Below are 21,189 nucleotides of genomic sequence, written 5' to 3' on the forward strand. Positions count from 1 at the left end.
AAATTTAGTTGTCAGGCTGAGCGGAGTCGAAGCCCTTTTTAAGATCAAAACCTTCAATTCTATTAAGTACGGCAATAATTTCTATATAACATTTATTGTAGATCAATAATTTTTTTCTGCACATTACTCGCAATCGCGGCTTCAATAACCTGCATTACTTTTACACCGTCCTGAGCGGTAACAGGTTCCGGTTTATTATTTACAATGGCATTGTAAACACCATCAAAATATTCAAAATAATTGCCCTGAAGTGTTTTGATTTTTTCACGGATTGGTTTTCCATCAATTTCGGTGTGCAAGAGTCCTTCAAAACTGTCTAATTCTGTCCCCCAGGAGTCATGGTTTGGTTTTTTACCTATTTTGAGTTCGTCTTCCTGAACATCGCCACGCTGTTTTAAAAAAGAACCTTTTTTACCGTGAATGGTATAAGCAGGATGTGCTTCTCTCACAAAAAAGCCTGCTTTTAAACGTACCCTGAAATCTTCATAAATCAATAACAAATCGATCCAGTCATCTACAACTGAGTTTTCTCTGGTATAACGAATATCTGCAAAAACAGATTTTGGAGAACCAAACAGACAAACGGCCTGATCAATTAAATGAGGCCCTAAATCTTTGAGGATTCCGGCTCCGTCATTGACAGTTTCTTTATGAGCTTTTGGACTTAATATCGGATTGTATCGGTCAAAATGAAATTCGGCTTCAACCAGATCTCCCAAAAGGCCGTCGTTGATTATTTTCTGAATCGTTTTAAAATCGCTGTCCCATCTTCTGTTTTGAAAAACAGCCAGTTTCAAACCTTTCTCTTTGGCAATTTGAGCCAGTTCTTCAGCCTCAGCTACGGTTGTAGTAAATGCTTTTTCAACAACGGCATGTTTTCCGGCCAGAAGCACTTTTTTAGCATATTCAAAATGAGTTCCAACAGGCGTGTTTACAATAACCAAATCTACATCGTCTGCCAATAATTCATCAATTAAAGGATAACTTTTTACAGTTGGATAATCTTCCTGAATCAGTTTTTTGCTTCTTTCCCATGAACCTAATAATTCAAAACCGGGATGAAGATCTAAAAAAGGAGCGTGAAAAACTTTTCCCGACATTCCGTATGATAATAGTGCTGTTTTTATTTTTTGCATTGTTATATGTTTTTTTCTGCTACGTATCCACGAATTTATTTTTAAAACTATAATTCGTAAAGCGTGGCTAATAAATTTATAGTTTAGCTCTTTCGTATTGTTTTGGCCATTGAATATTGTCGTTTAATGCAGCGGCGAAATCTAATGGCAGGTGTGGATTTCTTAGTGATTCTCTGGCAAACAAAATTAAATCGGCCTGACTGTTATTTAAAATTTCTTCAGCTTGTTTGGCTTCGGTAATCAAACCAACTGCTCCGGTTAAAATATTAGCTTCTTTTTTTACTTTTTCTGCAAAAGAAACCTGATAACCCGGGGCAATAGCAATTTTTTGATGTGAAACCAATCCGCCGGATGAAACATCGATTAAATCTACTCCTTTTTCTTTTAATAGTTGCGAAAGCTGTACAGATTCTTCAGGATTCCAGCCTCCTTCCGCCCAGTCTGTCGCTGAAATTCTGACAAACAAAGGCCAATCTGAAGGCCACTCTGTCTGAACGGCTTCAACAATTTCTAAGGTAAAACGAATTCTGTTTTCAAAACTTCCGCCATATTCATCTGTTCTCACATTCGTTAAAGGCGATAAAAACTGATGTAATAAATAACCATGTGCGGCATGGATTTCGATAACCTGATATCCGGCTTCAACGGCTCTTTTAGCAGCGTTTTTAAAATCAGAAATCACTTTTTGAATTCCGGTTTTATCTAAAGCTTCCGGAAGAAATGGCTCATTTTCGTGATAGGGTATTGCGCTTGGAGCGACAGTTTGCCATCCTATATTTGATTTCTCTAACTTTTTATTTCCCAGCCATGGAGCCGAAACACTGGCTTTTCGTCCTGCATGAGCGAGTTGAATTCCCGGGATCGAATTTTGAGAAACTATAAATTCATTTATTTCTTTTAGTTTTTCGATGTGCCCGTCTTTCCAGATTCCCAAATCTGCAGGAGAAATCCTGGCTTCGGGAGAAACGGCTGTAGCTTCCTGAATAATCAAACCTGCGCCACCGCTGGCCCGGCTTCCTAAGTGAACCAAATGCCAATTATTTGCAAATCCCTCTACTGCAGAATATTGGCACATTGGCGAAATAACAATCCGGTTTTTGAACGTAATATTTTTTATAGTAAGTGGTGAGAATAATAATGAAGCCATATCTGTAACTTTTAATGGTTTTATGCTACCAATTGAATAGGATAGCGATTAAAAAGTAAAGTTAAAGCATCTTTGTAAAAGTAGAAATTCAAATGTTTATTAATTAACAAACATTTAAAACCTTATGTATTATATTGCGCTGTCAAATTAAAATAGAAACGTTACTTTTGTGCGTTAAATTAAGAACTAAAAATACAAAATGGATATAGTTATCAAGCTTTCTCAATTTCTATTGAGTTTATCATTACTTATTATTCTTCACGAATTAGGGCATTTTATTCCTGCAAAATTATTTAAAACCAGAGTCGAAAAATTTTATTTATTTTTTGATGTTAAATATTCGTTGTTTAAAAAACAAATAGGCGAAACCGTTTACGGAATTGGATGGCTTCCGCTTGGAGGGTATGTAAAAATCTCCGGAATGATAGACGAGAGTATGGACAAAGAGCAAATGGCTCTTCCTCCTCAACCATGGGAATTTCGTTCGAAACCGGCATGGCAGCGTTTGATTATTATGTTGGGAGGGGTTACGGTAAACTTTATTCTTGCTTTTATTATATATATAGGTATGGCATTTGTTTACGGTGATACGTATGTGGCTAATGCGGATTTGAAAGATGGTATTTGGGTAACCAATCCTGCAATTGAAAAGGCAGGAATACAAACGGGAGATAAAATTATTGCTGTTAACGGAAAGAAAATGGATCGTTACAATGATATCGCTAAGAACTTATACATGGGGAAAGAAGTCACGGTAGAGAGAAACAACGAAACAAAAACGATTAAGTTTCCTATTAACATCATTAATAAGATTAGTAACTCTGGAGTAAAACATTCTTTAGTAGAAATGAGAATTCCGTTTGTGGTTAGTGGATTCCAGAAAGGTTCTCCTAACACTAAAACTTTACAAAAAGCTGATATCATAACTCACGTAAATGGGATTCCTCTAAAATATGCAGATGAAGTATCTTCACAGTTTAAAAATTTTAGTGGAAAAACTGTTCCTGTAACAATAAAAAGGGATAATAAAATCATTCAGACAACCATAAAGTTCAATAATAAATCTCAGGCAGGAATAGAGTATCCTCATAGATTACCTTATTCTAATCTTGAAAAATTGAATCTTTATAAAATTAATCGTGAGCAATATACTTTTGCAGAATCTATTCCAATTGGAATTAGAACAGGAGCAAACGGATTGGTTGAATATGCAGGTCAGCTTAAAACGATATTCAATCCTAAAACAGAAGCTTATAAAGAAGTAGGTGGTTTTGCTGCAATTTTTAATATTTTTCCTGAATTTTGGAGCTGGGAAGCTTTCTGGTCAATCACTGCTTTATTATCAATTATGCTTGGCGTAATGAATTTATTGCCAATTCCGGCCCTTGACGGAGGTCATGTGATGTTTTTATTGTACGAAATTATTAGTGGCAAAAAACCAAGCGATAAATTCCTTGAAAATGCCCAAATGGTTGGTTTCGTAATACTTATAGCACTGCTTTTGTTTGCCAACGGGAATGATATTTACAAGGCAATTATGAAGTAGAAAAAATATTTTTTAAAAAGAGTTAAAATATTTTTGAGAAACTAAAAAATCAATTATATTTGCACTCGCTAAAAAGAGCAACAACTTCCTCCTTAGCTCAGTTGGTTAGAGCATCTGACTGTTAATCAGAGGGTCCTTGGTTCGAGCCCAAGAGGGGGAGCAAACTTTTTTTAGCAAACATATTTACCTTTAAGGTGATTCCTCCTTAGCTCAGTTGGTTAGAGCATCTGACTGTTAATCAGAGGGTCCTTGGTTCGAGCCCAAGAGGGGGAGCAATATTATAAAGCCATTCTTCGGAATGGCTTTTTTATTGGTCTCAGATTCGTGTTTAAAACCCTGCAATTTATTGCAGTACTTTAGTAATGCGAAAAAATCTTTATCTTTAGATTATGAGTGCAGATGTAAGAAAAAGTTCGCATACAGTAAGCCGATTAACATGTCATGTTGTTTGGGTAACCAAGTATAGGTTTAAAGTTTTGAAGGGAGATATTCAAAAGCGTTGCCGTGAACTTTTAATACAGATATGCGAGGCTGAAGGAATTGAAATTTTAAAAGGAGTTGTGAGTTCAGATCATGTTCACATGCATATCGAGTATGCACCAAAGCAGAATGTTAGTTCGATTCTAAAAAGTTTAAAAGGACGTACCTGAAGAAAATTGCAAATGGAATTTCCAGATCTTCAAGCCCGTTACTGGGGTCAGCATTTTTGGGCAAGTGGTTACGGAGTTTGGAGTACAGGAAATATTACTGATGAAATGGTAAATGAATATTTAGAGCATGATAGAAGAAAAGAAGGGGATGATAATTCAAATTTCATTCTTGAATGAAATAGAAAGAGGGACTTTCAGTCCCTCGTCAAACAAACCTCTGCACTTTCAGTGCAGAGTGGTTTAGTTTTTTATAATGTGCCAACCTCTGCAAATTCTTCTAACGTATTGTTACTAAAGTCAACTTAAAGTACATACGAAACCTTTTTTCATTACTTTTGCGATATGGCAACATCGGAACAATTAAAATCATTATTGCAATCTCATTATAAAAACGATAATGAAAGATTCACTTCTATCGCTCTTCAGGTAGCTGCGCACGAAGCTAGGCAAGGTCATATGTCTATTGCCAAGGAGATAAAAGATTTAGTTGACAGATCAAAAACGGATGGTTTTAAAGTAATCAGGATAAATCCTGACTTAAGCGATTTAGTCCTTGTTTATTATCCTGAAAACAGATTAAATGAATTGATACTTTCTCAAGATGTTGCGAGTAAATTAAATCGAATAATCAGAGAATATAAGCAACGTGATAAAATTCTTAAACATGGTTTGCACAACCGCAGAAAAGTATTGCTTTCTGGACTACCAGGAACTGGAAAAACAGTTACTGCTTCTGCGATATCAGGTGAGTTAAAGTTACCGTTATATGTTGTTATGATGGATAAGCTAATGACAAAATATATGGGGGAAACTGCTTCAAAATTGAGACAGATTTTTGACATGATGGTTTCTAATCGAGGTGTTTATTTATTTGATGAGTTTGATGCTATAGGGGCTGAAAGAGGAAGAGATAATGAAGTTGGTGAAATGCGTAGAGTACTAAATTCGTTTCTACAGTTTATCGAACAGGATTCATCAGAAAGTATCATTTTTGGAGCAACAAATAATATAAAAATATTAGATTCGGCTTTGTTTAGACGTTTTGATGATATTATTACTTATACTTTACCTAACAAAGATGAAATAGAAGAGTTAATAAAACTTAAACTTCATAAATTTCTTGGAGATTTCTCTTTAAAAACTGCAGTTGATTCAGCAAATGGATTAAGTCATGCAGAAATAACAAATGCATGTAATGATGCGTTAAAAGAAATTATTTTAGCAGATAAAAATTCTGTAACTCAAAAATTATTGGTTCAAATGATGAAGGATAGAAAAATCAATTATAATCTGTAATGGTTTATGAGTGAAAATTTCAAGCCTCATCTATTTGTGAAAAATGTACATTCCTCACAAGATTATACAACTCCTCCCGGACCACCAATTAAATCAATATTACCAGAAAGAGATAGAGAAACTCATGGTAAATTTATACTATCTTCTTTAAATGAAATTTGGGAAGCGTATAGTCAGGAATTTCTTCAAAAATCTGAAGCAGGTATACCTGTTAAAGATGGAGAATACATAACATTTTTTGGTGCTGAAAAGCAATTATTAGAACTTGATTCTTTGAGCTCTGATGGTGCTAAATTATTGAATGTTAAAACTAATTTCGAAAATAAATCACAAATAGCTACACTATATATTCCTGAAAGTAAAAAAGAAAAACTATTAGGAAAGATAGAAAAATATATTGGAGAAATCACAGATAAAGGTCTTCCTAAAAACCAGCCATTAGTAGAGAAAATTGAAGCTATTCGAAAGAGTACAGTTGAATTTATTTGGAGTAGTGCATACGAGTATATGCCTAAAGAAGAACGTCTTTGGTGTGAGCTGTGGTTAGCTATTAATGAGTCTGAGATTGATGCAAAACGTGAACAATTAAATTATATATGTAAACTTTTAGGTATTCATATTTCGGAAATCTCAACGATTTTCCCTGAAAGAGTAATTATTAATGTTAAATTGAATTATAATCAGTTAGTTGAACTTATATTTTCAATTGGAGAAATTGCTGAAATTAGGCGAGCAGAGGAATTAAATAGTTTTTGGCTTGGCCAAACAATTATTAATAGAGAACACTGGATCGAGTCAGCAGTTAACAATGTCCAATTTGAAGATACAAATAGTTTTATTTCAATATTAGATTCTGGAATAAATAATGGTCACTTATTAATTAAAGAAGGTTTATTAGATGGTGACCGTCTTACTGTTAATGAAAATTGGGGTAAAAATGATTCAGGGCATAATGGACACGGTACAAGTATGGCTGGTATAGCTTTATATGGAAATTTAAGTAAAATTTTAGAAAATAATTCCCATTTAATAATTAAGCATAGGTTAGAATCAATTAAAGTTCTTCCACCAAATGGTATTGAAAATGAATTAGACCTTTGGCATTATGTAACAAAAGATGCGGTCAGCATTGCGACAGTAAATAATCCTGATTATAAAAGAATTTATTGCATGGCAATAACTGGGAAAAATCAAAATGATTTTGGGAAACCTTCTACTTGGTCTGCGTATTTAGATGATATAGTTTTTGGAGAGGATCATACAGATAAAAAGATTTTTGTAGTCAGTGCTGGTAATGTTAGAGAAGAAGATGATTATTTAAATTATCCAGAAAGCAATTTAAATTTATCAATCGAAAGTCCCGCACAAGCATGGAATGTAATTACAATAGGTGCTTTTACAGAGAAGATTTTGCCGAATGCAAATACCGTTGCAAATAAATTTGAACTTTCACCTTACAGCCGAACGTCTAGCTCTTGGGGGAATTTTTGGCCAATAAAACCTGAAGTTGTGTTTGAAGGAGGGAATTTAGAAAAACTTCAAGATGGCGGTATCAATTACAATGAAGATTTGGATGTTATTTCTACTTCAACAAATTCAAGTGTAAATGCCTTTTCAAGATTTAATGCGACTAGTGCTGCTACCGCCTTTGCTTCTAATTTTTTAGCCAAGTTGAGAGATGTTTACCCTAATGCATGGCCAGAAACTTTGAGGGCTTTAATGATTCACTCCTCCTCTTGGTCGGAAGGGATGATAAATCAATTTCAAATTGATTTAAGGAAAATTAGAGATAAACAAAAATTATTAAGGACTGTTGGTTATGGTATACCTAATTTAGAGAAAGCTATAGAATGTAAATCAAATTATTTGACGTTTATTTCAGAGGAAATAATACAGCCTTATAAATTAGATGGGACAATAAAGACTAATAATATTCATTACTATGAATTTCCCTGGCCATCAGAAATATTAGCTAATTTAGGTGCTGTTGATGTAACTTTGAGGGTAACTTTGTCGTACTATATTGAACCAAACCCTGGCGATAAAGGATATTCAACTAAATATTCTTATCAATCTTGTGCATTAAAGTTTATCCTCATAGATCCAACCGAAGATTTCGAAAACTTTAAAATTAGAACTAATAGAATTAATATTGAAAACCTTAAAGAAGAGTTGGGAGTTGATAAATTATCTGATGGAGATTATGATAAAATGAAAGATACAAGATGGTTTCTAGGTGCCGATACCGTATTCAAGGGTTCTGTGCATAGTAATTACTGGAAAGGTTCTGCTGCCGAAATCGCTGTATGCAATAAGTTAGCAGTATTTCCTTTAGCATCTGGATGGTGGAAACAGTTAAAAAAACAGAATAAATACAATTCACAATTACGTTACTCATTAGTGGTGTCAATTGAAACTCCTGAAAATTCAACTGATATTTATACTTCAATCGCAAACCAAGTTCAAATTCAAAATACTACTGAAGTTGTATTTCTTATTTAATGAATTCTTAATATTTGGATAAAAATCCAGTAGTTATAAAATCATCAACTCTTTTAGTGCTGTTTTAAACCAAAAAAACCTCTTCCGTTAAGAAGAGGTTTTTGTACCCGGAGCCGGAGTCGAACCGGCACGGTTTCCCACAGGTGTTTGAGACCAGCGCGTCTACCAATTCCGCCATCCGGGCTTAGCAGACGAAAAAACAACTAATAAATCAGTTATTTTAACGCAATAGAATAAGTAATTATGAAGTCATAAACTGTGCTTATTCCTTTAACACGGTGCAAATGTAAAAAATAAAATTAAATGTGCTACTAAAAATACTTAAATTTTTCCTTTCAGTGTCCAATAAATTTTCTAAATTTGCACCTCGTTAAAACGAAGCACACACAACTAACTACACCCGAGGCAATTATATGTATTTTGCTTTACCGAAAATGGTGAAGCCGAATTGTACAAAGCGCAGCGGAGCAAAAACAACAAATTATAATGTCGCACCTAGAACCAGAAGCTAAAATTTTTGCTTGTTCACAAAGTGTTTATCTTGCAGAAAAAATTGCAGAACAATACGGAATTCCGTTAGGAAAAGTAACGATGTCAACGTATAGTGATGGAGAATTTCAGCCATCTTACGAAGAATCAATTAGAGGATTGCGCGTTTTTATAGTGTGTTCGACTTTTCCAACAGCCGATAATTTGATGGAATTGTTATTAATGATCGATGCTGCAAAACGTGCATCAGCAAGACATATTACAGCTGTTATGCCTTATTTTGGTTGGGCAAGACAGGATAGAAAAGACAAACCAAGAGTGCCGATTGGAGCAAAATTAGTAGCTAATTTATTAGATGCTGCCGGAGCGACAAGAGTAATGACAATGGATTTACACGCAGATCAAATTCAGGGGTTTTTCGAAAAACCGGTAGATCATTTATTTGCATCAACGATCTTTTTACCATATGTAGAAAGTTTAGGACTAGAAAACTTAACCATTGCATCTCCGGATATGGGAGGTTCAAAAAGAGCATACGCTTACTCTAAGTTTTTAGAATCAGATGTAGTAATCTGTTACAAACAAAGAAAAGCAGCCAACGTTATCGATACTATGGAGCTTATTGGTGAAGTAAAAGGACGTAACGTAGTATTGGTAGACGATATGATCGATACTGGCGGTACTTTGGCGAAAGCAGCCGATTTAATGATCGAAAAAGGAGCATTAAGTGTAAGGGCAATTTGTACCCACGCTATCTTATCAGGTGGAGCTTACGAAAAAATTGAAAACTCGAAATTGAGCGAATTAATCGTAACAGATTCTATTCCTTTAAAGAGACATTCAGATAAAATAAGAGTAGTGAGTTGTGCGCCTCTTTTTGCAGAAGTTATGCACATGGTGCACCACAACAATTCCATCAGTGGAAAATTTATAATGTAGTCATTGCGAGGAACGAAGCAATCTCACTACAACAAGAATTAGAATATTTTATTAATAACTATATTTTTTTACAATGAAATCGATTACAATTAAAGGATCAGAAAGAGAAAGCGTGGGCAAAGTGTCAACTAAAGCCTTACGTAATGCTGGAGCGGTTCCTTGCGTGTTATACGGAGGAAATCAGGCAGTACATTTCTCAGCGGACGCTGCGGCATTCAAAAACTTGGTTTACACTCCAAACGCACACACAGTTGTGATTGAGCTTGGAAAAGGAAAATCATTCAATGCAATTTTGCAGGACATTCAGGTGCACCCGGTATCTGACAAAATTTTACACATCGACTTCTTTCAATTATTTGATGATAAAGAAATCACAATGGAAGTTCCTGTGAAAATCGTTGGTACATCTAAAGGTGTTCTTGCAGGTGGTGTTTTACGTTTAAACACTCGTAAATTAAAAGTAAAAGCTTTACCTAAAAATCTTCCTGATTTTGTTGAAGCTGATATTACGCCACTTGAAATGGGTAACAAATTATACGTTACTAAAGTTGGATCACCAGAATACAAAGTAATGCACCCGGATAACACAGTTGTAGCTCAGGTAAGAATTTCTCGTGCTGCTATGAAAGCTGCTCAGGAAGCTGCAAAAGCTGCAAAAGCTCCTGCAAAAGGAAAGAAAAAATAATTTTTTTCAAATCAATACAAAAGCATCAATCGAAAGGTTGGTGCTTTTTTTGCTTTAAAGATTTTGAGTTGCTAAGATGCTGAGGTTCTAAGTTTTCAAATGTCAGGCTGAGAGAAGTCGAAGCTTTTTATATTTTTACATTTTTTGTTTGTAGCAGATACTTTTCGTTTTTTCAAGGCCAGACGTTCCTGCCATCCACTTGTATCTTTTCCTGGCTAAAGAAGCCAGAAAAAGGATACCGCTTCTGTCAGGGCTAGCTAAACGTTTAGTTTTTATAAGCTTTTGAGATGAGAAAATCTACAACATATCAGACTGAGCGAAGTCGAAGTCCAGTAAAACAATTTTCTTTAGATTGTCGAGCTTCTTGCGGAGATCCTTCCTTCGTCAGGATGACAAAAATGGGGGTAAATTTGGTGTTATAAATAAAAATCCGCGTAAATCGGTTTAAAATCTGCGTCATCTGCGTGCTGCCCTTAGCGAACTTAGCGAACTTAGCGAAAAAAACCTTTGCGTTCTTTGCGGTTAATGACAATGTAAATCAAATTATCTAATTGACACATTTTCTAATTACCAAATTAAACCTATTTTTGCAAGCATGATAAAATGGATTACAAAACTGTTTTCATCAACACAAAAAGAAGAGAACACAGATTATATGAAAAAATATTTAATCGTAGGATTAGGAAACATCGGAGCCGAATATGTTAACACAAGGCATAACATTGGATTTAAAGTACTGGACTTTTTAGCCAAAAAAGAAAGCCTTTCCTTCGAAACTGTCAAACTCGGTGCACTTGCCCAATACAAGTTTAAAGGAAGGATCTTTTTGCTGCTCAAGCCAAACACTTATATGAACCTTAGTGGAAAAGCGGTAAAGTACTGGATGGATAAAGAAAACATTCCGTTAGAAAATGTTCTGATCATTACAGATGATTTAAACTTATCTTTCGGAACTATCCGCATCAAGCCGAAAGGAAGCGATGGAGGTCACAACGGACTTAAAAACATTAATTTAGTTTTAAATACACAACAATATACCCGTTTTAGATTTGGAATTAGCGATCAGTTCAAAAAAGGTCAGCAGGTTGACTACGTTTTAGGAGACTGGGATGAAGGGGAAAAAGCAAAATTACCTGAAAGGCTCGAAGTCGCTTCAGAAATTATCAAATCTTTTGGTACTGCAGGATTAGAAAATACAATGACAACTTTTAACGGTAAGTAAAGGCTTTTACATCGATTTTAGTGTAAAAACAACAATTATCACTTAACTAAATTCAATTATAACGAAATAGAATTTTCTATTCCAAAGTTAAATGTATAAATTTGAATAAATTATTATAAATCATAAAATCATATATCATGGCTTTTGAATTACCACAATTACCTTATGCATATGACGCATTAGAACCACATATTGATGCACGCACAATGGAGATCCACCATTCTAAACATCATAATGCTTACACAACAAATCTTAACGCTGCAATTACAGGTACAGATTTAGAAGGAAAAACAATAGAAAATATCTTAATCAATTTAGATAAATCTAACGCAGCAGTGCGTAATAACGGTGGAGGTTTTTACAACCACAATTTATTCTGGACTGTTATGTCTCCAAACGGTGGCGGATTACCAACAGGTGATTTGTTAGCTGCAATTGAGGCTTCTTTTGGAACTTTCGAAGAGTTTAAGGCAAAATTTGCTAAAGCTGGTGCAACGCAATTCGGTTCAGGATGGGCTTGGTTAACAGTTCAAAAAGGAGGAAAATTAGAAGTTGTAGGTACTCCAAATCAAGATAACCCATTAATGCCGGAAGTTGCTGGTAACGGTGGAACTCCAATCTTAGGAATGGACGTTTGGGAACATGCTTACTACTTAAACTACCAAAACAGAAGACCAGATTATATTGAAGCTTTCTTTAGTGTAATTAATTGGACAGAAGTTGCAAGAAGATTTGCTTTAGACAAATAAAAGAATAGAGTAAGTAATATAGAAATAGACGGATAATCAAAAGATTGTTTGTCTATTTTTTTTATTTATGTTTCTGAAATTGTTATGTTCAGTTTGGGAGAATTTATTAAATAAAAAAGGCGGAATCTCTTCCGCCTTTTTTGCCCCAAATTTACCATATACTTAACCTACTTAATTTTATGGTAGATCAAATGTATGGCACTATATTATTTATTTCAAATATTTCTGGTTAAATGCAATAATATCCGATTAACTGATTGGTTTCTAAAAATTTAAATTTATCCCAATAAAAAAGGTGAGATTGCTCCCACCTTTTTTGCCCCAAATCTACCATAAACTTAACCTACTAATGTTATGGTTCTTCAAAGATATATTAGCATTGCAGTTTTCCCAAAAATATAGGATGAAATACATAAAAATCCGATGAAATGCATTTTTTAACTTTTTATTTAGTATGCTCTTGCGTTTTTTCCTTCATAAAAGTTAATAAATGCTCTATTTACAACACGATTTCCGCCTGGAGTTGGATACTCTCCGGTGAAATACCAATCGCCGAGATTTTTCGGACAGGCAATGTGTAAGTCTTCTACTTTTTGGAAGATAATTTTTACTTCGGCATTGATTTCAGGAGAGCTTAACATCTCGGCAATTCTGTCTGAAACTTCTTCAGGTGTAAATTGATCATAAATCGCTGTTACATAATTTACAACATCTGTATCTACATAATTTTCCTGTGCTTTACATTTTGCATATACTTCATCAACGATATGATATAAATTTCTTTCTTTCAATAAATCCAAAGCCGCTCTAAAAGCAACAAGGCCTTCCAGTTTTGCCATATCAATTCCGTAGCAATCCGGATAACGAATTTGCGGGGCAGAAGAAACAATTACAATACGTTTTGGTTTTAAACGATCCATCATTTTAATGATGCTCATTTTTAATGTTGTACCACGAACAATACTATCGTCAATAATGACCAAATTATCTTCTGGCTTAATCACTCCGTATGTAACATCATATACGTGAGCTACTAAATCGTCACGGCTGCTGTCTTCTGTAATAAAGGTTCTAAGTTTAGCATCTTTAATGGCCACTTTCTCTGTGCGTATTTTTACGGCTAAAAGTTCCTGAAGTGTCTCAGCGGTTAATGTATTTCTGTTTTCTAAGATATAATTGTTCTTTCTTTGGTTTAAGAAATCCTGGGCTGCTTCAACCAATCCGTAAAAAGAGGTTTCAGCTGTATTTGGAATATAAGAGAAAACGGTGTTATCTGTGTCGCTGTCAATTGCTTTAAGAACTGCAGGCAAAATTAATTTTCCTAAATTTTTACGTTCCTGATAAATTTCAGCATCACTTCCTCTTGAAAAGTAGATTCTTTCAAAAGAACAAGCCTTTTTAACGGTTGGTTCCAGAATTTGATTCATGGTAACTTTTCCGCTTTTCTTTATAATTAAGGCATTTCCAGGTTCAATTTCCTTAACGCTTTCAAACGGAACATTAAATACAGTTTGAATAACAGGTCTTTCTGAAGCTACAACAACAACTTCGTCATCCTGATAGAAATAGGCCGGACGAATACCCGCCGGATCTCTAAAAACAAATGCGTCTCCGTGCCCTAATAAACCAGCCATTGCGTAACCACCATCTAAATTTTTAGCTGAGCGTGTTAGTATTTTTGCAAGATCCAGGCGTTCTGCAATTACCGGAGAGGCTTCTCTTTTTGAATATCCTTCTGCTTTACAGTCCTGATACAATTGCATTACTTCTTTATCTAAAAAGTGACCAATTTTTTCCATGACAGTAACGGTATCAGCCATTTCTTTTGGATGTTGTCCAAGTTCAACCAGATTTTGAAAGAGTTCTTTAACATTTGTCATATTAAAGTTTCCTGCCAAAATCAGATTACGGTGCATCCAGTTACTCTGACGTAAAAAGGGGTGTACGCTTTCGATGCTGTTTTTGCCGAAAGTTCCGTAACGAACGTGTCCTAAAAACAATTCTCCTATATAAGGTATGTTTGCTTTTAGCTCTTTTATATTGTCATTCAGTTCAGGATTTGCTTTTAGTTCCTCACTGATACGTTCATTGATTTGTTTGAAAACATCCTGGATTGGCTGTGAATGGTTTGAACGAACCCTGCTGATATAACGTTCACCAGGTTCTACATCTAATTTGATACTTGCAAAACCAGCACCATCCTGACCACGGTTGTGCTGTTTTTCCATCATCAGGTACATTTTCTGAATTCCGTAAAAAGCAGTTCCGTATTTTTCTTTGTAATATTCAAGCGGTTTAAGAAGTCTGACTAAGGCTATACCACATTCGTGTTTTAAAGCGTCGCTCATTGTTTTTGTATTTGTGTGTTGTTGTAAGTTGTCTGTATTGTCGTAATAAAAAAGCCCCGTTTTACCGAGGCTAGTAAGCATTATATTTCTATGTCAAACTGAGTTAACGACTTAAATTGCTGTAATCGAATCGCTACTTCGGCCTTGCTTAATGTTTCCATCCTCTCAGTTCCGAATTTCTCGACACAAAATGAAGCTAAATTTGAACCGTAAATAATTGCGTTTTTCATGTTGCCAAACGAAATATTTTCACTTTGCGCAATAAATCCTGAAAATCCGCCAGCGAAAGTATCTCCCGCTCCGGTTGGATCAAAAACTTCTTCCAGCGGTAAAGCTGGCGCAAAGAACACTTCTCTGTTGTGGAATAAAAGCGCACCGTGTTCTCCTTTTTTGATCACCACATATTTTGGTCCCATTTCCTGAATTTTAGCAGCCGCTTTTACTAATGAATATTCACCTGAAAGCTGTCTTGCTTCTTCGTCATTGATTGTAATAACGTCAACACGTTTGATAACCTCCAGTAATTCCGGAAGAGCGCAGTCCATCCAAAAGTTCATGGTGTCTAAAACCACTAATTTTGGTTTTTTCTCCATTTGATCCAAAACACTGCTTTGTACTAACGGGTGTAAGTTTCCTAACATTACAACATCAGCATCTTTATAGTTTTGAGGAACTTTTGGCTGAAAATCAGCTAAAACATTTAATTCTGTTACCAAAGTGTCTCTTGAATTAAGATCGTTATGGTATAAACCGCTCCAGAAAAAGGTTTTTCCGCCTTTTACAATTTCGATACCGGAGATGTCGATATTTTTTGAAGTTAGTAAATCTAAATGTTTCTGAGGAAAATCGTCACCAACTACAGAAACAATGGCCGATTGCAGGTTGAAAAATGAGGCTGATAAACCAATGTACGTTGCAGCACCACCTAATATTTTATCTGTTTTTCCGAAAGGAGTTTCAATTGCGTCGAAAGCAACCGTTCCAACAATCAATAATTTATTCATTTTATGAATTTCGAATTAAGGTGCAAAGATACTTTATAAGTTACAATATTGCAAAGGTTTGTAATCTCAAAATTTTCATAAAAAAACGACAACGATTTCGAGGTAAAACTCTTGTAAATGAATTGTTTAAAATTGTTTTTTCAGAAAGCTTAAAATATGTTTTCCCAATTTAAAATGCAACTTATATTTTGTAAATGTTTTTAGTTAGATTTGTTTATATATGAATCCTAACGATGAAGAAAATTTTACTTTTATTGCTGTTTTGCTTTTTGTTTTCTTGTGAAAAAAAAGAACCTAATTTTTCTGAAGATATGATTGAAAAATTATCAGTTATGCAGGAATATAAAGATGGAGAATTATTACCATCAATATATTTGGGCTTGGATTTATATGGTTTGGCAAAAAACAATGAAGTTTATAAAACCAACAATCATGAATTATTCTTTTTTTATAAAGAGTACTATTTTAAAAAATTTAAATCCTTTGAAGATTTTTTAAGCGCAGTTCTAAACAAAAATTTTGTTTTGGATAAAGAATTGTTTAAAAAGCGAATTTATCTGGCAAGTTTTAAACTCAACCCAGTTATAGAAAAAGAATATTCAGATTTAGGATTTGATAAATTTTTAAAAAAATATTCGAAACCATCAATTAGAAAAGATGAACTAGAACTGAATAAATCAGTTATAAAGACTGGTGGGTATTCGACAATAAAATATTTTTTATTTTTAAATAGATATGATGTTAGCGTGGATTGCTATATCGGAAAAGATTACATAAGGAAAAGGGAAGGTGCTTTTAAATAATTCACACCTGATACTTCTTATCAAAATAATTCTTTAAAACCCCAACCTGAACCAAAATCATAAAAGGAACAATTAAGATTGCATACAATGTAGTTTTAGAAATATGAATCCCGGAAACAATTGCCGAAATTTTATCGGTATACGTTTTTCCAATTTCTATATTATTTTCTGCTCCGGCAAAAAAGACATTATAAAGAGCCAAAACAGCCAAAGCAATTCCGATAAAAATCCATGTTGAAATGGAAATCAAAGGTTTATAAGGCTTAATTTTTGCTTTTTCAGCCACAAGAATATGTGACATTAAATTGGATGTAAAGTCGGCAGATGGCGATTCTAAAGTGTTTTCGGCCATCATTTTCTCAATTAGATTTTCTATTTCTTTATCATTTTCTTTCATAACATTCTATTATTTCTGGTTCTAATTGCTTTTTCAAAATTACAGCTAACTTTTGTCGGCTTCTAAATAATTTTACCTTGACATTATTAGCATTAATATTCATGATTTTACCTATTTCTTCTAAACTCTGATCTTCAAAATAAAATAAAGTTAGCAGAAAATTCTCATCACTTGTTAATAAATTTAGACAATTCTGAATCGTCTGCTTTCGCTCTTTCTCTTCCAAAGCACTTAAAGCATTGTCCATCGTTTTAATTAAGTGTGCCGAAAATTCATCTATCGAAATATTGTTTTCTTCCTTTTTGCTTTTCTTCAGACGATCTAAACAGGTGTTATATGCTATTTTGTAAATCCAGGTCGAAAATTTAGAATCGCCTTTAAATTTACTCAGTGAATTATATATTTTGATAAAAGTGTCCTGAGAAACTTCTTCGGCTTCTTCTCTGTTTTTAACCATTTTGAGGGCCAATGTAAAAATCATATCCTTATAACGGTCAACCAGCACGGCAAAAGAACTTGTTTCGCCCTGAAGGATTTTATCGATATAATGTTGATCAGGTATTGTACTCATATTATATAGGACGACAATTTGTTCTTTTAGGTTACAAGAATTTTAAAAATAAATTCCAGTTTTTTAAATTTCCAAAATTTCAACTTCGATATTTTACATATATAATTAAGGATTGAACTTTGACAAAAACTTACATTCATAAAATGGTTCATGCGTTTTGTCATTTCGACTCGTATTTTGAAATTAAATCCTTGTTAATGATGTTTAAAATTAGCTGAAAATCATCAGGTTTTGGAGTTTTTAATTTAAAAATTGAAATTTTTCACCAAAACATGTAACCTCAATTTAAAGGATATCGTCATATGAAGTATCAATCAATTAAAACAATATAAATTATGGGACCGGAAATATTAGTACCATTTAGTTTTTGTGCAACAATCTTTGGGATTGTCTATCTTATTTACTCAACAAGAAACAGAGAACGTCTGGCTCTTATCGAAAAAGGTGTTGATGCCAGTATATTTTTAAAAGGAAGAGGGAAAGGCGGTTCTGCCTGGAAAATTTTTGTTGTAAATCTTGCTTTCTTGTTAATAGGCAGTGGTGTTGGAATTTTTATTGCTTTATTAATTACAACCTACACTTCATTAAATGATGGAGCAGTTTACCCTTCAATTATTTTTGTAATGGCTGGTATTGGACTTTTGGTTGGCTTTAAAACAGCAAAAGATATTGATAAAGAAGGATAAAAAAATTAAGTAAGTAACGAAAAAACGCATCAATTTTTGATGCGTTTTTTTATTCTTTAGATCCAATGGTTTCGTAATATGTGTCTACAGAAAGTTTAGGCTGCATCGATGCCATTACAGCCAATTGATCGCAGCGTTCGTTTTGAGGATGATTATTATGGCCTTTAATCCATTTAAAATCAACCTGATGTTTGCGATAAACAACTAAAAACCGTTTCCATAAATCTGGATTCTTTCTGCCTGCAAATTTCTTTTTTTCCCAGCCTAAAATCCATTTCTTCTCAACGGAATCGACAACATATTTTGAGTCTGAAATCACAAGCACTTTCATATTTGGCTTTTTCAGTTTTTCTAAACCAACAATTACAGCCAAAAGTTCCATTCGGTTATTTGTTGTTAAACGAAAACCTTCATAAAACTCTTTTTTATGGGGTGTTCCAACTAATTCCATAACGACTCCATAGCCGCCATTACCGGGATTTCCTTTTGCAGCACCGTCTGTATATATGTGTACTTCGTGAGTCATTGTTTTGTATTTCAGATTTCAGATTGATTAAGCTAATCTAAAATTGATTTTTTGTGTTGTAATTATTTTGGATTGGTATTTATTCGCTTAATAACCTTTGAATAATCTCAGGGAAATGTTTTTGTTCTAATTCATGGATTTTCTCTGCGACTGTTTCAGGAGTATCCTGGTCGGTCAGGGCAACATTTGCCTGAAAAATAATGGCACCTTCGTCATAATGTTCGTTTACATAATGAATAGAAATCCCTGTTTCTTTTTCCTTATTATTGACTATAGCCCTGTGTATGTGTATTCCGTACATGCCTTTTCCTCCATAATTAGGTAAAAGTGCAGGGTGAATATTGATAATTTTATTTGGATACAGTTCAATTATGTTTTCAGGGAATTTCAATAAAAATCCAGCCAGAACGATCAGATCCGGGTCGATTTCTTGTATTTTTTGTAATACATTTCGTTCTAAAAGTTCGTTTTTTGAGAAGATTTCGACAGGAATTTGATGATTTTTTGCTCTTTGAATAACTTTTGCATTTGGGTTATTTGTAAAGACCGAAACAACATTTGCAATTTTAGTTTCTTTAAAGTGTTTGATAATATTTTCTGCATTACTGCCTGAACCTGAGGCAAAAACAACAATTTTTTTCATAATCAAATTTATTTTGAGAATGCAAAAAACGGAATAAAAAATCAAAATAAATAGTATTAAAAGACCTTTCTTGAAATTAATTTTATAAATTAGTAACACATTTATTAACTAAATAGTTGTTTTAAAATAAAGTTTTTTATTTTTGCCAACAAATTAAATTCTAAAATTAAAGATTATGTCAGACATTGCATCAAGAGTAAAAGCGATTATCGTAGACAAATTAGGTGTTGACGAAAACGAAGTTGTAACAGAAGCAAGCTTCACTAATGATTTAGGAGCTGACTCATTAGACACTGTTGAGCTTATTATGGAATTCGAAAAAGAATTTGATATTCAAATTCCGGACGATCAAGCAGAAAACATTGCTACTGTTGGTCAAGCTATTTCTTATATCGAGGAAGCTAAAAAATAATAAATATACACCCGGTTTATATGGTATAAACCGGGTGTTATTATTTTTTTTAAAATTTAAATTTAGATTGGTACACAATCAAAAGATATATTTATATTGTAATGCCCATGGCTCTTAAGTAAATACTATAGTTAAGAAAGCATGGGTTTTATTTGTTAAAGACACAAAATACATTTTTATGGCATTAAAGCGAGTTGTTGTTACAGGACTAGGTGCTCTTACTCCTATTGGAAATAATATCCAGGAATATTGGGATGCACTTATTAATGGAGTTAGCGGTGCTGCCCCTATTACGTATTATGATACAGAGAAACATAAAACTAAGTTTGCCTGCGAAGTAAAAAACTTCAATATTGAAGATTATATGGACCGCAAGGAATCGCGCAGATTAGATAAATTTGCTCAATATGCAGTTGCGGCCAGTGATGAAGCTATTAAAGATGCTGGATTAACAGACGAAAATGTCGACAAACAAAGAGTTGGAGTTATTTGGGGAGCCGGAATTGGAGGTTTGGAAACTTTTCAGGATGAAGTAATGTATTATGCAAAAGGGGATGGAACTCCAAAATTCAATCCTTTCTTTATTCCTAAAATGATTGCCGATATTGCGCCAGCGCATATTTCTATGCGTAATGGCTATATGGGGCCTAATTATACAACTGTTTCAGCTTGTGCTTCTTCTGCAAATGCTTTAATTGACGCTTTCAACTATATTCGTTTAGGAATGTGTGATGTTATTGTGTCAGGAGGTTCAGAAGCAGCAGTTACTATTGCAGGTATGGGAGGTTTTAGTTCCATGCACGCTTTATCTACAAGAAACGAAAGCCCGGAAACGGCTTCCAGACCTTTTGATGCTACCAGAGATGGTTTTGTTTTAGGGGAAGGAGCAGGAGCATTGGTTCTTGAAGAATACGAACATGCTAAAGCCAGAGGCGCAAAAATTTATTGTGAAGTTGGAGGAGGTGGAATGTCATCTGATGCTTACCACTTAACTGCACCACATCCTGAAGGAATTGGAGTTATTGCAGTAATGAAAAATACTTTAAGAGATGCAGGAATGAACCCGGAAGATGTTGATCATATCAACACACACGGAACTTCTACTCCTCTTGGAGACGTAGCTGAGTTAAAAGCGATCAGTGCTGTGTTTGGAAGCCATGCAAAAAACATCAACATAAATTCAACAAAATCAATGACTGGACACTTACTTGGTGCAGCTGGTGCTATTGAGGCAATTGCGTCTATTTTAGCGATGCAGCACAGTATTGTTCCTCCAACAATTAATCATACTGTTGTTGATGAAAATATTGATCCGTCATTAAACCTAACTTTGAACAAACCTCAAAAAAGAGAAGTAAATATTGCTATGAGTAACACTTTCGGTTTTGGAGGACACAACGCTTGTGTATTGTTTAAAAAATTAGTTGACTAGTTTTGT

The 21,189-nt window shown here is 34.1% G+C and carries 19 protein-coding genes, 3 tRNA genes and 1 pseudogene; 14 read left to right on the plus strand and 9 right to left on the minus strand.

Features of this window, described 5'->3' with window-relative positions; all coding sequences use genetic code 11:
- Positions 1–92 precede the first annotated feature (92 nt).
- Positions 93–1,136 carry a Gfo/Idh/MocA family oxidoreductase gene (locus BXU10_RS07965; protein WP_078226889.1) on the minus strand — a complete coding sequence of 348 codons (1,044 nt, stop codon included), beginning with the start codon at positions 1,134–1,136 and terminating at the stop codon, positions 93–95.
- 76 nt (positions 1,137–1,212) lie between these two features.
- Positions 1,213–2,283: an NADPH dehydrogenase NamA gene (gene namA / locus BXU10_RS07970; protein WP_078226890.1), complete on the minus strand. Its 1,071-nt coding sequence runs from the start codon at positions 2,281–2,283 to the stop codon at positions 1,213–1,215.
- 199 nt (positions 2,284–2,482) lie between these two features.
- Here namA and rseP point away from each other — a divergent pair, with 199 nt between their 5' ends.
- The 6 genes and pseudogenes from rseP (at position 2,483) to BXU10_RS08000 (ending at position 8,277) form a co-directional block, all read left to right on the plus strand.
- Positions 2,483–3,829: an RIP metalloprotease RseP gene (rseP, locus tag BXU10_RS07975; protein ID WP_078226891.1), complete on the plus strand. Its 1,347-nt coding sequence runs from the start codon at positions 2,483–2,485 to the stop codon at positions 3,827–3,829.
- An 86-nt stretch (positions 3,830–3,915) separates the two neighbouring features.
- Positions 3,916–3,989 (plus strand) — tRNA-Asn (locus BXU10_RS07980).
- Between the two features lie 39 nt (positions 3,990–4,028).
- Positions 4,029–4,102, plus strand: a tRNA-Asn gene (locus tag BXU10_RS07985).
- 116 nt (positions 4,103–4,218) lie between these two features.
- Positions 4,219–4,656 (plus strand): annotated as a pseudogene (tnpA, locus tag BXU10_RS07990) (IS200/IS605 family transposase).
- A 165-nt stretch (positions 4,657–4,821) separates the two neighbouring features.
- The gene (locus BXU10_RS07995; protein ID WP_078226892.1) at positions 4,822–5,775 is read left to right on the plus strand and encodes an AAA family ATPase; all 954 of its coding nucleotides are present in this window, start codon (positions 4,822–4,824) and stop codon (positions 5,773–5,775) included.
- 6 nt (positions 5,776–5,781) lie between these two features.
- Positions 5,782–8,277: a S8 family peptidase gene (locus BXU10_RS08000; protein ID WP_078226893.1), complete on the plus strand. Its 2,496-nt coding sequence runs from the start codon at positions 5,782–5,784 to the stop codon at positions 8,275–8,277.
- A gap of 104 nt (positions 8,278–8,381) precedes the next feature.
- On the opposite strand, the gene BXU10_RS08005 is transcribed toward BXU10_RS08000, so the two are convergent.
- Positions 8,382–8,461 (minus strand) — tRNA-Leu (locus tag BXU10_RS08005).
- A 302-nt stretch (positions 8,462–8,763) separates the two neighbouring features.
- Here BXU10_RS08005 and BXU10_RS08010 point away from each other — a divergent pair.
- The 4 genes from BXU10_RS08010 to BXU10_RS08025 all read left to right on the plus strand — a co-directional run bounded on the left by BXU10_RS08010 (position 8,764) and on the right by BXU10_RS08025 (position 12,361).
- Positions 8,764–9,705: a ribose-phosphate pyrophosphokinase gene (locus BXU10_RS08010; RefSeq protein ID WP_078226894.1), complete on the plus strand. Its 942-nt coding sequence runs from the start codon at positions 8,764–8,766 to the stop codon at positions 9,703–9,705.
- A 73-nt stretch (positions 9,706–9,778) separates the two neighbouring features.
- Positions 9,779–10,390: a 50S ribosomal protein L25/general stress protein Ctc gene (locus BXU10_RS08015; protein WP_031454017.1), complete on the plus strand. Its 612-nt coding sequence runs from the start codon at positions 9,779–9,781 to the stop codon at positions 10,388–10,390.
- A gap of 595 nt (positions 10,391–10,985) precedes the next feature.
- A complete protein-coding gene (pth, locus tag BXU10_RS08020; protein WP_078226895.1) occupies positions 10,986–11,612 on the plus strand; it encodes an aminoacyl-tRNA hydrolase in 627 nt (208 codons plus the stop codon).
- 137 nt (positions 11,613–11,749) lie between these two features.
- Entirely contained in the window at positions 11,750–12,361 is a 612-nt protein-coding gene (locus BXU10_RS08025) for a superoxide dismutase (protein WP_078226896.1), read from the plus strand.
- A gap of 449 nt (positions 12,362–12,810) precedes the next feature.
- Here the strand turns inward: BXU10_RS08025 and BXU10_RS08030 are convergent, their stop codons facing one another.
- Together BXU10_RS08030 and BXU10_RS08035 are read right to left on the minus strand one after the other, a co-directional pair.
- Positions 12,811–14,709: an amidophosphoribosyltransferase gene (locus BXU10_RS08030; protein WP_078227943.1), complete on the minus strand. Its 1,899-nt coding sequence runs from the start codon at positions 14,707–14,709 to the stop codon at positions 12,811–12,813.
- A gap of 80 nt (positions 14,710–14,789) precedes the next feature.
- Complete coding sequence (locus tag BXU10_RS08035) at positions 14,790–15,713, minus strand: PfkB family carbohydrate kinase (protein ID WP_078226897.1); 924 nt, start codon at positions 15,711–15,713, stop codon at positions 14,790–14,792.
- Positions 15,714–15,946: 233 nt separating this feature from the next.
- Between BXU10_RS08035 and BXU10_RS08040 the strand changes: the two genes are divergently transcribed.
- A complete protein-coding gene (locus BXU10_RS08040; protein ID WP_078226898.1) occupies positions 15,947–16,516 on the plus strand; it encodes a hypothetical protein in 570 nt (189 codons plus the stop codon).
- A gap of 1 nt (position 16,517) precedes the next feature.
- Here BXU10_RS08040 and BXU10_RS08045 read toward each other — a convergent pair whose 3' ends face one another.
- Positions 16,518–16,913 carry a hypothetical protein gene (locus tag BXU10_RS08045; RefSeq protein ID WP_078226899.1) on the minus strand — a complete coding sequence of 132 codons (396 nt, stop codon included), beginning with the start codon at positions 16,911–16,913 and terminating at the stop codon, positions 16,518–16,520.
- Entirely contained in the window at positions 16,900–17,484 is a 585-nt protein-coding gene (locus BXU10_RS08050) for an RNA polymerase sigma factor (RefSeq protein WP_078226900.1), read from the minus strand. The genes BXU10_RS08045 and BXU10_RS08050 overlap by 14 nt, the downstream gene beginning before the upstream one ends.
- A gap of 335 nt (positions 17,485–17,819) precedes the next feature.
- On the opposite strand from BXU10_RS08050, the gene BXU10_RS08055 reads away from it, so the two are divergent.
- On the plus strand, positions 17,820–18,170 hold the full coding sequence (locus BXU10_RS08055; RefSeq protein WP_031454026.1) for a DUF6249 domain-containing protein: 351 nt from the start codon (positions 17,820–17,822) through the stop codon (positions 18,168–18,170).
- A 49-nt stretch (positions 18,171–18,219) separates the two neighbouring features.
- Here the strand turns inward: BXU10_RS08055 and rnhA are convergent, their stop codons facing one another.
- Together rnhA and purN are read right to left on the minus strand one after the other, a co-directional pair.
- Positions 18,220–18,696 carry a ribonuclease HI gene (gene rnhA / locus BXU10_RS08060; RefSeq protein WP_031454027.1) on the minus strand — a complete coding sequence of 159 codons (477 nt, stop codon included), beginning with the start codon at positions 18,694–18,696 and terminating at the stop codon, positions 18,220–18,222.
- A gap of 79 nt (positions 18,697–18,775) precedes the next feature.
- Positions 18,776–19,339: a phosphoribosylglycinamide formyltransferase gene (gene purN / locus BXU10_RS08065; RefSeq protein WP_078226901.1), complete on the minus strand. Its 564-nt coding sequence runs from the start codon at positions 19,337–19,339 to the stop codon at positions 18,776–18,778.
- A gap of 175 nt (positions 19,340–19,514) precedes the next feature.
- Between purN and BXU10_RS08070 the strand changes: the two genes are divergently transcribed.
- On the plus strand, positions 19,515–19,751 hold the full coding sequence (locus BXU10_RS08070) for an acyl carrier protein (protein ID WP_007137004.1): 237 nt from the start codon (positions 19,515–19,517) through the stop codon (positions 19,749–19,751).
- 178 nt (positions 19,752–19,929) lie between these two features.
- Positions 19,930–21,183 (plus strand): beta-ketoacyl-ACP synthase II, encoded by a 1,254-nt coding sequence (gene fabF / locus BXU10_RS08075; RefSeq protein ID WP_078226902.1) that lies wholly within the window; start codon positions 19,930–19,932, stop codon positions 21,181–21,183.
- Positions 21,184–21,189 lie beyond the last annotated feature (6 nt).

It is taken from the genome of Flavobacterium sp. LM4 (genome assembly GCF_002017935.1).
Lineage (GTDB): Bacteria > Bacteroidota > Bacteroidia > Flavobacteriales > Flavobacteriaceae > Flavobacterium > Flavobacterium chungangense.